The organism is Amycolatopsis sp. NPDC051371, assembly GCF_040682155.1.
Lineage (GTDB): Bacteria > Actinomycetota > Actinomycetes > Mycobacteriales > Pseudonocardiaceae > Amycolatopsis.
The window spans coordinates 20,405-35,586 of record NZ_JBFBAG010000033.1 but is presented as its reverse complement, the minus strand read 5'-3'; the positions used below and the strand labels follow the sequence as shown (position 1 = coordinate 35,586).

16 protein-coding genes are annotated in these 15,182 nt (G+C 71.0%); 13 read left to right on the top strand and 3 right to left on the bottom strand.

Annotated elements, in window-relative coordinates:
• Nucleotides 1-76: 76 nt before the first annotated feature.
• Together groES and groL are read left to right on the top strand one after the other, a co-directional pair.
• Nucleotides 77-370 carry a co-chaperone GroES gene (gene groES / locus AB0M59_RS34095; protein WP_004559922.1) on the top strand — a complete coding sequence of 98 codons (294 nt, stop codon included), beginning with the start codon at nucleotides 77-79 and terminating at the stop codon, nucleotides 368-370.
• A gap of 97 nt (nucleotides 371-467) precedes the next feature.
• Nucleotides 468-2,081 (top strand): chaperonin GroEL, encoded by a 1,614-nt coding sequence (groL, locus tag AB0M59_RS34090; RefSeq protein ID WP_364623712.1) that lies wholly within the window; start codon nucleotides 468-470, stop codon nucleotides 2,079-2,081.
• Between the two features lie 114 nt (nucleotides 2,082-2,195).
• Here groL and AB0M59_RS34085 read toward each other — a convergent pair whose 3' ends face one another.
• Nucleotides 2,196-2,498 carry a WhiB family transcriptional regulator gene (locus tag AB0M59_RS34085; RefSeq protein WP_043792619.1) on the bottom strand — a complete coding sequence of 101 codons (303 nt, stop codon included), beginning with the start codon at nucleotides 2,496-2,498 and terminating at the stop codon, nucleotides 2,196-2,198.
• A gap of 209 nt (nucleotides 2,499-2,707) precedes the next feature.
• Here AB0M59_RS34085 and AB0M59_RS34080 point away from each other — a divergent pair, with 209 nt between their 5' ends.
• The 5 genes from AB0M59_RS34080 (at nucleotide 2,708) to AB0M59_RS34060 (ending at nucleotide 7,518) form a co-directional block, all read left to right on the top strand.
• Complete coding sequence (locus AB0M59_RS34080; RefSeq protein WP_364623710.1) at nucleotides 2,708-3,652, top strand: MerR family transcriptional regulator; 945 nt, start codon at nucleotides 2,708-2,710, stop codon at nucleotides 3,650-3,652.
• A 381-nt stretch (nucleotides 3,653-4,033) separates the two neighbouring features.
• On the top strand, nucleotides 4,034-4,888 hold the full coding sequence (locus tag AB0M59_RS34075) for a hypothetical protein (RefSeq protein WP_364623708.1): 855 nt from the start codon (nucleotides 4,034-4,036) through the stop codon (nucleotides 4,886-4,888).
• Between the two features lie 131 nt (nucleotides 4,889-5,019).
• Nucleotides 5,020-5,616, top strand: coding sequence for a response regulator transcription factor (locus tag AB0M59_RS34070; RefSeq protein ID WP_003073605.1), 597 nt, complete (start codon nucleotides 5,020-5,022; stop codon nucleotides 5,614-5,616).
• A gap of 393 nt (nucleotides 5,617-6,009) precedes the next feature.
• A complete protein-coding gene (locus AB0M59_RS34065) occupies nucleotides 6,010-6,582 on the top strand; it encodes a sigma-70 family RNA polymerase sigma factor (RefSeq protein WP_043786628.1) in 573 nt (190 codons plus the stop codon).
• Complete coding sequence (locus AB0M59_RS34060) at nucleotides 6,583-7,518, top strand: anti-sigma-D factor RsdA (RefSeq protein WP_364623706.1); 936 nt, start codon at nucleotides 6,583-6,585, stop codon at nucleotides 7,516-7,518.
• 61 nt (nucleotides 7,519-7,579) lie between these two features.
• Here the strand turns inward: AB0M59_RS34060 and AB0M59_RS34055 are convergent, their stop codons facing one another.
• Nucleotides 7,580-7,975, bottom strand: a complete 396-nt coding sequence (locus AB0M59_RS34055; RefSeq protein ID WP_285459698.1) for a DUF5319 domain-containing protein — start codon at nucleotides 7,973-7,975, stop codon at nucleotides 7,580-7,582.
• Between the two features lie 129 nt (nucleotides 7,976-8,104).
• Between AB0M59_RS34055 and guaB the strand changes: the two genes are divergently transcribed.
• From guaB to AB0M59_RS34035, 4 genes are all read left to right on the top strand, one after another.
• Nucleotides 8,105-9,616 (top strand): IMP dehydrogenase, encoded by a 1,512-nt coding sequence (gene guaB / locus AB0M59_RS34050; RefSeq protein ID WP_364372430.1) that lies wholly within the window; start codon nucleotides 8,105-8,107, stop codon nucleotides 9,614-9,616.
• 162 nt (nucleotides 9,617-9,778) lie between these two features.
• Nucleotides 9,779-10,225, top strand: a complete 447-nt coding sequence (locus tag AB0M59_RS34045) for a DUF3574 domain-containing protein (protein ID WP_364623704.1) — start codon at nucleotides 9,779-9,781, stop codon at nucleotides 10,223-10,225.
• A gap of 74 nt (nucleotides 10,226-10,299) precedes the next feature.
• Nucleotides 10,300-10,827: a hypothetical protein gene (locus tag AB0M59_RS34040; protein ID WP_364623702.1), complete on the top strand. Its 528-nt coding sequence runs from the start codon at nucleotides 10,300-10,302 to the stop codon at nucleotides 10,825-10,827.
• Between the two features lie 124 nt (nucleotides 10,828-10,951).
• Entirely contained in the window at nucleotides 10,952-12,085 is a 1,134-nt protein-coding gene (locus AB0M59_RS34035) for a GuaB3 family IMP dehydrogenase-related protein (RefSeq protein ID WP_364523465.1), read from the top strand.
• Here the strand turns inward: AB0M59_RS34035 and AB0M59_RS34030 are convergent.
• Nucleotides 12,069-12,269: a DUF397 domain-containing protein gene (locus AB0M59_RS34030; RefSeq protein ID WP_364623700.1), complete on the bottom strand. Its 201-nt coding sequence runs from the start codon at nucleotides 12,267-12,269 to the stop codon at nucleotides 12,069-12,071. The genes AB0M59_RS34035 and AB0M59_RS34030 overlap by 17 nt on opposite strands.
• 163 nt (nucleotides 12,270-12,432) lie before the next feature.
• Between AB0M59_RS34030 and AB0M59_RS34025 the strand changes: the two genes are divergently transcribed.
• Together AB0M59_RS34025 and AB0M59_RS34020 are read left to right on the top strand one after the other, a co-directional pair.
• Complete coding sequence (locus AB0M59_RS34025; RefSeq protein ID WP_364623699.1) at nucleotides 12,433-14,142, top strand: GMC family oxidoreductase; 1,710 nt, start codon at nucleotides 12,433-12,435, stop codon at nucleotides 14,140-14,142.
• Nucleotides 14,143-14,316: 174 nt separating this feature from the next.
• Complete coding sequence (locus AB0M59_RS34020) at nucleotides 14,317-15,027, top strand: maleylpyruvate isomerase family mycothiol-dependent enzyme (protein ID WP_364623698.1); 711 nt, start codon at nucleotides 14,317-14,319, stop codon at nucleotides 15,025-15,027.
• Nucleotides 15,028-15,182: the final 155 nt, after the last annotated feature.

The following is a 15,182-nucleotide window of genomic DNA, read 5'->3' as shown; positions in this document are numbered from 1 at the left end:
GCACCCGCGACGGCGGGGGTGGTAGAGCCGTAACCACATCCTGCCAACGCTTTCGACGACCGTGGAGGTCAACCCGGTGAGCGTGAACATCAAGCCGCTCGAGGACAAGATCGTTGTCCAGACGAGTGAGGCCGAGGAGACGACCGCTTCCGGCCTCGTCATCCCCGACACCGCCAAGGAGAAGCCCCAGGAGGGCAAGGTTCTGGCCGTGGGCCCGGGCCGGATCGACGACAAGGGCAACCGTGTCCCGCTGGACGTGAATGTCGGCGACGTCGTCATCTACTCCAAGTACGGCGGCACCGAGGTCAAGTACAACGGCGAGGACTACCTCATCCTGTCCGCCCGCGACGTGCTGGCCGTCATCAACTGACGTCCGCTCGCAGCGCATGACGCCCCGGGCCCCGCACAACGCCGGGGAGCGGGGCGTTCGTGCGTTCAAGACCACCGGAAGGTAAGCGGAAAACGCTATGCCCAAGCAGATCAAATTCGACGAGGACGCTCGTCGCGCGCTGGAGCGCGGGGTGAACAAGCTCGCCGACGCGGTCAAGGTCACCCTCGGCCCGCGGGGTCGCCACGTCGTGCTCGACAAGAAGTTCGGCGGGCCGACCATCACCCTCGACGGCGTGACCGTCGCCCGTGAGATCGAGCTCGACGACCCGTTCGAGAACCTCGGCGCCCAGCTCGCCAAGAGCGTCGCCACCAAGACCAACGACGTCGCGGGTGACGGCACCACGACCGCGACCGTGCTCGCGCAGTCGCTGGTGAAGGTCGGCCTGCGCAACGTCGCGGCCGGCGCCAACCCGTCCTCGATCGGCCGCGGCATCGAAGCCGCCGCGGCGAAGGTCATCGAGGTCCTCAAGGACAAGGCCACCCCGGTCAAGGGCCGCGAGAACATCGCCCAGGTCGGCACCGTCACCTCCCGCGACGCCAACATCGGCGCCCTGCTCGGCGAAGCCGTCGAGAAGGTCGGCGAGGACGGCGTCATCACCATCGAGGAGTCGTCGACCCTGGCGACCGAGCTGGTGATCACCGAGGGTGTCCAGTTCGACAAGGGCTTCCTCTCGGCGCACTTCGCGACCAACCCGGAGGAGCAGAAGGCGATCCTCGAGGACGCCTACATCCTGCTCGTCCGCGAGAAGGTCTCGTCGCTGGCGGACCTGCTGCCGGTGCTCGAGAAGGTCGTCGAGGCCAAGAAGCCGCTGCTGATCATCGCCGAGGACGTCGACGGCGAAGCGCTGTCCACCCTCGTGGTGAACTCGCTGCGCAAGACGATCACCGCGGTCGCCGTCAAGGCGCCGTTCTTCGGTGACCGCCGCAAGGCGTTCCTGGACGACCTCGCGATCATCACCGGCGGCGAGGTGATCTCCACGGAGATCGGCATGAAGCTGGCCGACGCGGACCTCGGCTCGCTCGGCAGCGCGCGCCGGATCGTCGTCACCAAGGACGACACCACCATCGTGGACGGCGCCGGCACCAAGGACGCCACCCAGGCGCGGATCGGCCAGATCCGCAAGGAGATCGAGGCGACCGACTCCGACTGGGACCGCGAGAAGCTGCAGGAGCGGCTCGCGAAGCTCGGCGGCGGTGTCGCGGTGATCAAGGTCGGCGCGGCCACCGAGACCGAGCTCAACGAGCGCAAGCACCGCATCGAAGACGCCGTGGCAGCGACCAAGGCGGCCGTCGAAGAGGGCATCCTGCCCGGCGGTGGTTCGGCGCTGGTGCACGCGGTCAAGGAGCTCGAGGGCGGCCTCGGCCTCGAAGGCGACGAAGCGACCGGTGTCCGCATCGTGCGTGACGCGCTGTCCGCCCCGCTGTTCTGGATCGCGACCAACGCGGGCCACGAGGGCGCGGTCATCGTCAACAAGGTCCGGGAGCAGAGCTGGGGGCACGGCTTCAACGCCGCCACCGGCGAACTGACCGACCTGCTGGCCGCCGGCATCGTCGACCCGGTCAAGGTGACCCGGTCCGCGGTGGCGAACGCCGCTTCGATCGCGCGTCTCGTGCTGACGACGGAGTCGTCGGTCGTCGAGAAGCCGGCCGACGAGGAGCCCGCCGCGGCGGGCCACGGCCACTCGCACTGACGCGGTTTGACACAGAACCGGGCGGCACTCCAGCAGGAGTGCCGCCCGGTTTCGTCTTGAAGAGCACGGAGGGCGGCACCCCACCCGGTGCCGCCCTCCGTTGTCTGTGGCCGCTCAGCCGCCGGACATGCTGAGCGCGCGTTTGTCGGACTTGATGAGGTGCTCGCGTTCGGACTCCGAGAGCCCGCCCCAGATGCCGTAGGGCTCGTGCACCGCCAGCGCGTGGCTGCGGCACATCTCCAGGACGGGGCAGCTCAGGCAGACCGCCTTAGCCCTGGCCTCCCGCCGTGCCCGCGCCGGGCCGCGCTCGCCGTCCGGGTGAAAGAAGGACGCGCTGTCCATCCCCCGGCACGACCCTTCGAGCTGCCAGTCCCACATGTCGGCGTTGGGTCCTGGGAGCCTGCGCGTGTCTGCCATCCTGACCGCCTCCGTCAATCGGTCGATGCCGCTAGCTGCTCTGCTGTGGTGCCGATACTCCATTCGGTGCAACGGCCGTAACGTTAGAAGCGCGCCAATAGTTGTTCAAGCGATTCGGGTCGATTCAGCCGTTAGGCATCCCCCGGATGTGTGAGCAGGGGTTTCGCCTCCGGTTGCCGACTGCGCTGGGTGCCTGGATATTGAGGCTCGTGGGAGCTGGGTCGGGTACCGAAGAACCCACCCTGCCGGTGGCCTCGGTCGCCCGCCGGCTCGGGGTCGCGCCGTCCACCCTCCGAACCTGGGACCGCCGCTACGGGCTGGGTCCCAGCCGGCACACCGACGGCCGTCACCGCCGCTACGGCAGCTCCGACATCGGCCGGCTGGAACTGATGCAGCGAGCGTTGCTGAGCGGCGCGTCGACGGCCGAGGCCGCGCGCTACGCCCTCGAACAGATGCCGAGGTCCGGCCCTCCCCAGCCGGAGGAGCCCGAGGAACCTCCGGGGGTCTCCGGCGCCGACGACGGCCTCGAAGTCCGTTCCCGCCTGGCCCGCCGCCTGAGCACGGCGGCGCTCGCGATGGACGTGGGCGCGGTCCAGCGCATGCTCGCGGACACGATCGCCGAGCTCGGCGTCCTCCCGGCGTGGGCGGGCGTGATCGAGCCGGTGCTGTCGGCGCTGGGGGCCCGCTGGCGCGGCGCGAGCGCGGGCGCGGAGGTCGAGTACCTGCTGGCGGAGTGCGTGTTCGCGGCGCTGGTCCGCGCGACCCCGGTGCTCGACGAGCCGCGCAACACGCGCCCGGTGCTGCTGGGGTGCGTCCCGGAGGAGCGCGACTCGATGCCGATGTACGCGCTGGCGGCCTCGCTGGCCGGCCGCCGGATCGGGGCGCAGCTGTTCGGGGTGCCGTTGCCGGCGGAGGTGCTGGCGGTGGCGGTCCGCCGGAGTGCGCCGGCGGCGGTGGTGCTGTGGGCCCACCGGCGCGGGGTGGCGGACACGCGGCTGTTCGCGAGGGTCTCGCGGGGGCGGCAGCGGAGCCGGCTGTTCGCGTGCGGGCCCGGGTGGGATCCCGCGGGGTTGCCGGACAGGGTGGAGCTGCTGGTGGATCTGCCGGGTGCCGCGGACCGGATCGAGCACGTCCTGGTGGGCGGGCGCGAATAGCCGTACCGTTCCCGGTTGTCCACAGCCTACGGAGGATGTGGACAACCTCGGCGCCCGAACCGCGATCCGCCGGTTTTGTCCGACCTCGTCGATAGACTGGAGCGGGGACGCCCCCCAGGGACGGGCGGGGGCTGTCCCGGCCCGGCCCTGCCCGCTGTGCCCGCGGACCCGAGCGCTGCCCGGCCGCCGGGCTTACCGTCGGCGAGATGTCCTGAATGACTCATTCAGGTCGTGGGATGTCCTGAATGACTCATTCAAGACACGCCAGCTGAGCCCAACCGAGCCGGTGGGATGTCCTGACCGACGCCGGTCGCGCGCCCGGCTGGTGAGGCCGGTCGCTTCCGGGCCGATCTTGTCGGGGGTAACCGCTAGAAAGGACGGGTGCACGAACCCGCCCTGAGGGCCGCCGCGTTCGGGAGCGATCCGCTGCCCGACCCCGCCGTCACGCGCGGCGGAGGCACGGCGAAAACGCGACTGCTCGCTGCCATCGTCCTCGGCGCCCAGGGCCGGTATGCCGCCGCCGCGGCTCTGCTGGGCCCGCTGCGGCACGAAGCCGGTCCGATCGAGGCCTCACTCGCCGCCAGCACCCTCGCGGCCCACCGGAGGCAGCTGGGCGGCCACTGGGAGGCCCGTGCGCTCGACGGCGAGGCCTTCGCGAAAGCCGTCGGCCGGAAAACCGGGCAGGACCCCGACGGGCTCGACGCGGCGGGCGCGCGAGCCGACGCCCTCCTCGGCTTGGCCGCCGACAACCTCGCCCTCGGGCGCCTCCGGGCTGCCCGCAGGCTCGCCGAGCGGGCCGCGGCCGAAGACGCCGGCTGGCGTGCGGAGGTCCGGGGCGGCTGGGTCGGCGCCGAGATCGAGCTCGCCGCAGGTCAGGGTGCCGCCGCCGTGCCGCACGCCGAGCGCGCATTCGAAACGGCCCGGGCTCGCGGTGCGCGGCGGCACTCCGTGAAATCCGGGATTGTGCTGGCCGTGGCCCTGCGGGCCGCCGGGGCTCCCGATCACCGGGAGATTTCGGACGGTCTTGTCGGAAATGCAATGGCGACCGCCGAGGAATGCGAATTGCTTTCACTTTTGTGGCCGGCCGCCCTCGTCATGGCCGATGTGCGCCCAGGACACGCCGAGGAGTATCGATTCAGAGTCGCGCAGGTGTTGCACGCAGTGTTACGAAGCGCAGATCCTTGCGGGAGGAGGATCGCGGGGGAATCGCCATGGGTCCCCGCCCCGGGTGGTTGAGCCGTCGGAATGGGGTGTTCCGGCATCCGGGCTAAGAAAGTTCAAAAAAAGCCACCGGATCGTGTCAAGGTTCGGGCTAAAGCGTCCGATAGGGGAAGTGGAATGTCACCCGGCTGCAGGAAGGAAACCCCGTGACGACGGTCTTGATCTGCGACGACCGACGCAGTGTCCGTGAAGGGCTCACCCGAGTGATGTCCGCGGTCCCTGGGGTCAGTCGCATCGACTGCGTAGCGCACGGTGACGAGCTGCTGGCCCGGTACTCCCGTCAGCCCGTCGACGTCGTGCTGGTCGGAACGCAACGCGCGGTTCCGACAGGTGTCGAAGCCACTCGACGGCTCGTCTCCGCGAACCCCCAGGCGAACGTCATCGTGTTCGGTGCCCCGGACGACGCGGGCAGCATCGCCGCCGCGATCGCCGGCGGTGCCCGTGGCTACCTCCGCTGGGACGCGTCCCGGCCGGAGCTGGTCGCCGCCCTGGCCCACACCCTGGCGAGCACCTCGGTGCCCGCGCCCCGTCAGCCGTCCGACCCGGGCGTCCAGCTGACCGAGCGCGAGCTTCAGGTGCTCCGTGGGATGAGCCAGGGCAAGAGCAACGGCCAGATCGGCCGCGAGCTCTACCTGTCCGAGGACACGGTCAAAACCCACGCCCGGCGGCTGTTCCGCAAGCTCGGCGTGCGCGACCGCGCGCAGGCCGTGGCTCACGGCTTCCGTCGCGGCCTGGTCAGCTGACCCGTCCCCGCGGCTTCTCCTCGATCCTGACACGGCCGGAATACAGGTGACGACGGGCCAGGGCGCACCGCCCTGGCCCGTACCTGTGTGGTCCCCATCACGCTCCGGCGCCCACCTGGGCAGCCCCCGGGACGAAATCCCGTCCCGGCACCCGTCCTCCGACGGAACTCGTACCCGTGACGCCGCTCGTTCGTTGAATCGACGATATCGACCGCGGGTCCGCAGGATGATCCGTATTTCCGCGCCCTCGGGCGGCGCGGCGCGCCGGGGAACACCGCGCGCGCCGGCCCGAAGCGGGCCGCAGGTACGGTAGCGGTCACCGGTTCGGGGTGGAGGCGACCACGGGCCGGGTTCTTTGCACACCTACACGTAACACTGGGACTGTTGTCTGCGATGGCCAATGTGGGGGATGGACTGGATGAACCGGTCGCCGCTGCTGTCGAGGGAGATCCCCAGGCAGTGGAGCGGCTGCTGGCTGCTATCCGTCCACTGGTAGTGCGGTATTGCCGCGCCCGGGTTGGCAGGCAGGAGCGATCGTTCGCTTCGGCGGACGACGTTGCGCAGGAGGTGTGTCTCGCGGTGCTAACGGCATTGCCCTCGTACCGCGACCAAGGCCGCCCGTTCCTGGCCTTCGTCTACGGGATCGCCCAGCACAAGGTGGCCGACGCGCACCGCGCCGCGGCGCGCAACCGGGCCGAGCCGGTGGCCGAGATCCCCGACGAGGTCGAAGTCGGGGTCGGTCCCGAGCAGCGGGCGCTGCAAGGTGAGCTGAACGAGCGGATGTCCCAGTTGTTGCAGGTGCTGCCGGACAAGCAGCGGGAGATCGTGGTGCTACGGGTGGTCGTCGGCTTGTCGGCGGAGGAGACCGCGGACGCCGTGGGGTCGACCCCCGGCGCCGTCCGCGTCGCCCAGCACCGCGCACTCGCGCGGCTGAGAAAGGTCCTGGCCGCGGAGGAGGTGATCTGAGTGACCGGTCGCGAGAAGGGCTACGAGCCCGAGGACGCATTCGGCAGTGGGTTGTCGTCGTCGGAGGCGGAGTTCGCTGCCGATCTGTCGGCGGTCCAAGCGGACGACGCGCTGCTCGACGCTCTCGGCGGGTCCGACCCGGCATTGGCCGACGGACTCGGCGACCAGGAGCTCAACGCGTTGCTGGTGGCGTGGCGAAGAGACATCGACAGCGAGCCTCTGGCCGAGCTGGTCGACGTCGACACCGCTGTGCGGACCGTCACCACCGCGAGTCTCGCGAAACGACACGCTTCGAGCGGACGCCGCCGCAGGCTGCTCGTCCCGGTCGCCGTCGCCGCCGCCGTGCTGGCGATCGCCTTCACCGGCACCGGGCTGGCCGCGCGCTCCGCGCAACCCGGCGACACCCTGTGGGGCCTCGCGAAGGTCCTGTACTCCGATCACACCCGCTCGGTCGAGGCGGCCGCGAACGCGAAGCTCGACCTCGAGAAGGCGAACCTGGCCATCGCCGGCGGCAACCTCGACGCCGCCCGTGAAGCCCTCGACGCCGCTCAGGCCGCCCTGTCGCAGGTCAGCGACGAGGACAACCGCGACCAGCTGATGGAGCAGCACCGGCAGCTCGCCGCGCAGCTCCAGAACCCGGACGCGCCCGTCCAGGGCCCCACCCAGACGACTTCGACGCAGGTGCCACCCGGCGCCTCGTCGACGCAGGTGCCGCCGGCCGGCTCGGCGACGTCCATCCCGGGCAGTGGCAGCGGCACGACCAGCCTGCCGGGCACCGGGACGCCGACCCCGACGCCCCCGCCGCCGACCACCGAGCCGCCCCCGCCGACCACCGAGCCGCCGCCGTCCTCCACGGCCGCGAGCGGCAACGACCCCGGCACGAACACGGGACGCAGCGAGTCCTCCGTCGGCGGGCAGAGCGTCGACGGCGGGTAGGAATTCCGGACACGAAAAAGCCCTGGTGAGCAAGCTCACCAGGGCTTTTTCGTGATCGGGCTCAGTAGGCGCTTTCGTTGGCCGTCACGCCGTCCGCGAAGCCGCGGCAGTAGTCCCAGCTCACGTAGTCGCCGGGGTTCGGGTCGTAGGCCGGCTCGTGCGGGCGCATTCGCCCGTCGGCCAGCAGCTGCTCCAGGCTGGCTCGCAGCAGGTGCCAGTCGTGGTAGTGCGGTTCGTCGCACTCACCGCAGTCGACGACGATCCCGCGGACTCCGCGGGGCTCGAGGAGTGCCTGGTAGACGGCCAGATCGGAGAGATCGGCCAGCAGCTCCGTGCGTTCCTGGTCGCTGATCGGCTCGTCCAGCCGGTCCTCGTCGACGAGGAACGCCCGGGCCGGGTCGTCCGGGTCGTCCGCGAACGGGTCTGGAGGCAGGACATCGTGCGCCACGGCCTGCACGGTACCGGTCGGTCCCGGCGCCTCGCCCACCGCCCGGGCCGGGGCCGAGCGGCGGATATCATGAGGGGAAGGCTCCGAGTCGCCACAGCGACCCCGCTCATCCCGCGTCAGGAAGGCCCTTCACCCGCTATGACCAGCGACGGCATCACCGCCCCCATGCCGGCCAAGTTCGCCATGCTCGGCCTGACCTTCGACGACGTGCTGCTGCTGCCCGCGGAATCGGACGTCGTGCCCAGCGCGGTGGACACCGGCACGCGGCTGACCCGGAACATCACCCTCGGCATCCCGCTGGTCTCCGCCGCGATGGACACCGTCACCGAGGCGCGGATGGCCATCGCCATGGCCCGTCAGGGCGGCATCGGCGTGCTCCAGCGCAACCTGCCGATCGACGAGCAGGCCGCCGCCGTCGAGGTCGTGAAGCGGTCCGAGGCGGGCATGGTCACCGATCCGGTCACCTGCTCGCCCGACGCGACGCTGGCCGAGGTCGACGCGCTGTGCGCGAAGTTCCGCATCTCCGGGGTGCCGGTGGCGGACGCGTCCGGGGCGCTGGTGGGCATCATCACCAACCGCGACATGCGGTTCGAGGTCGACCACAGCCGCCCGGTGTCCGAGGTCATGACGAAGGCACCGCTGGTCACCGCCCAGGTCGGCGTGTCCGCTTCCGCGGCGCTCGGCCTGCTGCGCCGGCACAAGATCGAAAAACTGCCGATCGTCGACGGCGCGGGCAAGCTGCGCGGGCTGATCACGGTCAAGGACTTCGTGAAGACCGAGCAGTACCCGAAGGCGACGAAGGACCCGGACGGCCGCCTGATCGTCGGCGCCGCGGTCGGCGTCGGCCCGGACGGCCACAAGCGCGCGATGGCGCTGGCCGACGCGGGCGTCGACGTCCTGATGGTCGACACCGCGCACGGGCACTCCCGCGCGGTCGTCGACACCGTCTCGCTGCTGAAGAAGGAGCTCGGCGACGCGGTCGACATCGTCGGCGGCAACGTCGCGACCCGGGCGGGCGCGCAGGCGCTGGTCGACGCGGGCGCGGACGGCGTCAAGGTCGGGGTCGGCCCGGGCTCCATCTGCACCACCCGGATCGTCGCGGGCGTCGGCGTCCCGCAGATCTCCGCGATCTACGAGGCCGACCAGGCGTGCCGCCCGGCGGGCGTCCCGGTGATCGGCGACGGCGGCATCCAGTACTCCGGCGACATCGCGAAGGCGATCGCTTCGGGCGCGTCCACGGTGATGCTGGGCAGCCTGCTGGCCGGCACCGCCGAGTCGCCCGGTGACCTGATCCTGGTCAACGGCAAGCAGTTCAAGGTCTACCGCGGCATGGGCTCGCTCGGCGCGATGCAGTCGCGGGGCCAGGCGAAGTCGTACTCGAAGGACCGCTACGCCCAGGACGACGTGCTGAGCGAGGACAAGCTGGTCCCCGAAGGCATCGAAGGCCGCATCCCGTTCCGCGGGCCGCTGGCCAACGTCGTGCACCAGCTCGTCGGCGGGCTCCGCTCGGGCATGGGCTACGCGGGCGCGAACACGATCGCCGAGCTGCAGGAGGCCCAGCTGGTCCGGATCACCGCGGCCGGCCTCAAGGAGAGCCACCCGCACGACATCACGATGACCGTCGAGGCCCCGAACTACACGACGCGTTAAGTCGGTGCGGGGCCGTCGAGGCCCCGACTGTGACATGACGCGTTAGGTCGGTGCGGGCCGTCGAGGCCCCGACTGTGACATGACGCGTTAGTCCGCCCTTTCGGGCATTCCCCCCGTTCGCCGCGGCCGAGAGACTCGGCTGCGGCGAACGAGGAGGGTCTGATGGCGATTTCGCGACGGACGTTGGCGGCCGTGACCACGGCGGCGTTGCTCGGGCTCGGCGGCGGCATCACCGCGTCCGCGGCCGAAACCCCGGCCGCTCCGCAGGCAGAGCAGTCGCCGGGGGAGCTCTGGAAGCGCACCGAGCTGTACTTCGGCACCGGCAAGCCGGACGGCACCGAGGTGACCGACAAGGAGTTCGCCACCTTCTCCGACCGGGAGATCACCCCGGCGTTCCCGGACGGCTTCACCCGGCTCGACGGCAGCGGACAGTGGCGAGGCGGCTCCGGCGTGATCGTGCGGGAACGCACCCATGTGGTGGTACTGCTCTACCCGTTCGCCGATCGCGAGGCCGAGCGCGAGATCGAAGGTCTGCGCGCCGACTACGAAAAGCAGTTCCAGCAGGAGTCGGTACTGCGTTCGGACTCGGTCGAGAAGGTCTCCTTCTGAGTTTCCGTAACCTAGAGTGCTTACGGTAATCGGCCTATCGCCTTGCGTGGCCACTGTGGTGTGCACTGAACGGCATGACGGTCAGCCGCTTCACGCGCGCGCTGCGCAAGGTGTTCTTCACGGCCGTCGCGCTCGTGTCCCTGTTCCTCGGCGGGATCGTCTGCCTGATGTGCCAGGTGCTGGCGGGCCGGGACGCGCCCACCTTCCGCGTCGACGGGCACGTCGTGTCCCACGAGCGGGGAGCGCTCCCGGTCGGCGGGGACGACGAGGCCGTCAGCCACACCATCGCGGTCGACGCCGGGAACCGGCTCTACCGCGTCACCGCGGTCGACCCCGGCCTCGACCTGCCGGCCGGGCAGCCGGTGGTGCTCGACGTCTCGACGGCGGACGGCGGCATCGCCTACCTCCGCGCCGGCGGCGGCGTGGTCGACCTGCGCCCGGGCGTCATCCGGCCCGTGCTGCTGATCTGCGCGGCCTTGCTCGCCTTGGGCGCGATGTACTTCGGCGCGGTCCGACTGAACGTCTACCCACCGGTGGCGACCTGGCTGGCCCTGGCCCTTGGCGCCTTGCTCGCGCCGGTCGTCGTGTTCGTGCGGGTGTGAGCCGCGGCCTTCGCGACGTCCGGGCGGGCGCCCCACTTGCGGTTTCAACCCCCGTGCGCAGGTCACCCACGCGGACTAGCGACAATGGGGCACGGCAGATTGTCGTCGTCGGAGGAGGCTTCACGTGCGGGACCTGGTCGAGATCGGGATGGGCCGCACCGCGCGGCGGGCTTATGACCTCGACGACGTCGAGATCGTGCCGTCGCGGCGGACCCGGTCGTCTTCGGTGGTGTCCACCTCCTGGCAGATCGACGCCTACCGCTTCGACCTGCCGCTCGTCACGCACCCGACGGACGCGATCGTCTCGCCCGGCACCGCGGTCGCCGTCGGCGAGCTGGGCGGCCTGGGTGTGCTCAACGCCGAGGGGCTCTGGGCGCGGCACGCGAACGTCGAGGACGCCATCTTCCAGCTGGTCCGCGCGGCCGAGGACCTCGAGGACCCGACCGCGGTCGGCCGCGTGCTGCAGGAGCTGCACGCCGCGCCGATCCGGCTCGACCTGCTGACCGAGGCGATCAAGACCGTCCGCGAGTCCGGCGTCACGGTCGCCGCGCGGGTCAGCCCGCAGCACGCCGCCGAGCTGACCCCGGACCTGATCGCGGCCGGCGTCGAGATCCTGGTCGTGCAGGGCACGATCATCTCCGCCGAGCACGTGGTGCGCGAAGCCGAGCCGCTGAACCTCAAGGACTTCATCGGCCGCCTCGACGTGCCGGTGATCGCCGGCGGCGTCAGCGACTACCGCACGGCGATGCACCTCATGCGCACCGGCGCGGCCGGCGTCATCGTCGGCCACGGCTACACGCCGGGCGTGACGAGCACCGACCGCGTCCTCGGCATCGGCGTCCCGATGGCCACGGCGATCATCGACGCCGCGGCCGCCCGCCGCGACTACCTCGACGAGACCGGCGGCCGCTACGTGCACGTCCTGGCGGACGGCGGCATGACGGTCTCCGGTGACATCGCCAAGGCCATCGCGTGCGGCGCGGACGCCGTGATGCTGGGCTCGCCACTGGCCGCCGCGTCGGACGCGCCCGGACAGGGCCTCTACTGGACGGCGGCGGCCGCGCACCCGTCGCTGCCGCGCTCGCGCGTGGCAGCCGGGCCGGACTACGCCGTCGACCTCAAGACCCTGCTGTTCGGGCCGTCGTCCGACGCGGAGGGTGTGGTGAACCTGTTCGGCGCCCTGCGTCGCGCGATGGCGAAGACGGGCTACTCGGACCTCAAGGAGTTCCAGCGGGTGGGGCTCACCGTCCGCCGGTGATGTGTACGAGGAACGCGGCGAAGGCGGTTTCGGAGTAGACGAGCACCGGGCGGGCGGCGAGCGCCGCCTGCTTGGTGTCCCGCACCCCGACCACCCCCGGCGCGGAACCGATCTCCACGCAGGCGTTCTCCTCGAAGTGGCTGTGGCTCGACTTGCGCCAACCGGTGAGCTGCTGGGGGATCATGTCGGTCCCTCCCGGAAATCGTGTCCCGCCGACGGGTCTCGCCTACGTGGACATCGAGCACCTTGATAATTACCCACAAAGGTCACGATGGATGCGCCAGAACGGGTGACTCGCCAGTAACTTACCTCTGGTCAGGACGGGAACCCCGGGTTACGCTCAAGGTGTGACTGCCAGTAACACCACCACCAGTGCGGGTGCCCTCGACTACGACGTCGTCGTGGTGGGGTCGGGGTTCGGCGGCAGCGTCGCGGCGCTGCGGCTCACCGAGAAGGGCTACCGGGTAGCCGTCATCGAGGCCGGGCGCAGATTCGCCGACGACGAGTTCGCGAAGACGTCGTGGGACCTCAAGCGCTACCTGTGGGCGCCGCAGGTCGGCTGCTACGGGATCCAGCGCATCCACATGCTCAACGACGTCATGGTGCTGGCCGGCGCGGGTGTCGGCGGCGGGTCGCTCGTCTACGCGAACACGCTGTACCGGCCGCTCAAGCCGTTCTACGCGGACAAGCAGTGGTCGCACATCACGGACTGGGAGTCCGAACTCGCGCCGCACTACGACCAGGCGAGCCGGATGCTCGGCGTGGTCACGAACCCGACGATCACGCCCTCGGACGTCGTGATGCGGGACGTCGCGAAGGACATGGGCGTCGCCGATTCCTTCCACCCGACGCCCGTGGGCGTGTACTTCGGCAAGCCCGGCTCGAAGGCGGCCGATCCCTACTTCGGCGGCGCCGGGCCCGAGCGCGTCGGCTGCACCGAATGCGGCGCCTGCATGACCGGCTGCCGCGTCGGCGCGAAGAACACGCTGGTCAAGAACTACCTCTACCTCGCGGAGCAGGACGGCGCGCAGGTCGTCCCGCTGACGACGGTGACGTCCGTGCGGCCGGTCGGCGGCGGTTACGAAGTCGACCTGAAGAAGACCGGGACGACGTCGCGGCGCTTCCGGACGACGATCACGGCCGAGAAGGTCGTCTTCGCGGCCGGCACCTGGGGCACGCAGAACCTGCTGCACAAGATGAAGGACACCGGCACGCTGCCCGCGCTGTCGCGCCGGCTCGGCGAGCTGACCCGGACGAACTCCGAGGCGATCATCGGCGCGGCCCGCACCGAGGTCGACGAGAGCCGGAACTTCAGCCGCGGGGTCGCGATCACGTCGTCGATCCACCCCGACGAGAACACCCACATCGAGCCGGTGCGGTACGGCAAGGGCAGCAACGCGATGAGCCTGCTGCAGACGATCGCGACCGACGGCGCGTCGCCGGTCCCGCGCTGGCGGCAGGCCGTGACGTTCATGCTCAAGCACCCGGTGCAGGCGGCGAAGCTGCTCAACGGCTACCGCTGGAGCGAGCGCACGGTGATCCTGCTGGTGATGCAGAGCCTCGACAACTCGATCACGACGTACACGAAGCGCGGGCTGTTCGGCCGGCGCAAGTACACGTCCAAGCAGGGCCACGGCGAGCCGAACCCGAGCTTCATCCCGGCGGGCCACGAGGCGAACGAGCGCACGGCCGACCGGATCGGCGGCATCGCCGGCGGCACGTGGGGCGAGATCTTCGACATCCCGCTGACCGCGCACTTCATCGGCGGCGTCCCGATCGGCGCGTCCGCCGAGGAGGGCGTGATCGACCCGTACCACCGGGTGTTCGGCTACCCGGGCCTGTCGGTGGTCGACGGCGCGGCGATCACGGCCAACCTGGGCGTGAACCCGTCGCTGACGATCACGGCCCAGGCCGAGCGCGCGTTCTCGTTCTGGCCGAACAAGGGCGAGGCGGACCCGCGGCCGGCGCAGGACAGGAAGTACGCCCGGCTGGAGCCGGTGGCGCCGAAGAACCCGGCCGTTCCCGCCGACGCCCCGGCGGCGCTGCGCCGGTCCTAGACCGGCCGGTGCCGGGATGTCTTGAATGAGTCATTCAGGACCTCCGAAGACCTGAATGAGTCATTCAAGACGCGGGAGCGAGGCGCGGGCCAGCCCTGCCGGGCGGTCGGGAAGCGCGATGTCCGCCCGAAAACCGTCCACCGCCCCTGCGCCGGACCTCCTAGACTCGGGGCCGTGACGGCATCCGAGAAGGCGCACGCGCTGCTCGACGGGGTACGGAAGCTCGACGACGAATGGGCGCGGGCCATCGGTGGCCTCGGCGAACCCGAGCTGCGCGCGCCCAGTGCGTTGCCCGGGTGGTCGCGCGCCCACGTTCTCGCGCACGTCGCGCGCAACGCCGACGGCCTCAAGAACCTCCTGACTTGGGCGAACACCGGGGCCGAGACGCCGATGTACGCCAGCGCCGAGGCTCGCGAGGCCGACATCGAGGCCGGCGCCCAGCGTGGGGCCGCCGACATCCTCGCCGACTTCGTCGCGTCCGCCGCGCGTTTCGAGGAGTACGCCGCAAGCCTCCCGGACGACGCCTGGGCGCGCGAGGCCCGCAACCGGCAGGACGCGCCCGTCAGTGGGGCCGTCGTCGCGCGGATGCGGGTGTCCGAGCTGACCATCCACCTCGCCGACCTCGACCGGGGCTACGACCTCGACCGCGTCCTGGCCCTCCTCGGCCCGCTCGCCGGGGAGGTCGTCCAGCACGCGATCACCTCCCGGAGCGCGCACCTTCCCGCGCTTCGCCTGGTCGCCGAGGGAACCGGGGAGTGGACCATGGGCGCCGTCCCCGGCGCGACCGTCACCGGCACGAGCGGGCAGCTCCTGGCCTGGCTGAGCGGACGCTCCGGCGGCGAGAGCCTCGACGGCGACGTGCCGCGGATCCCCGCTTGGACGTGAACTGACCGCGACCGTCCTCCGTGTACCGATCAGGAGCGCGGATACCCGGGTCCGGCCCTAAACTGGGCGTCCCCGGCAGCGAGGAGTCCGATGTGGACAGCGTGAGCAGGCCGGCCCGGTGACCGGGCAACCCGGCGGACGGCCGCACGTCTTCG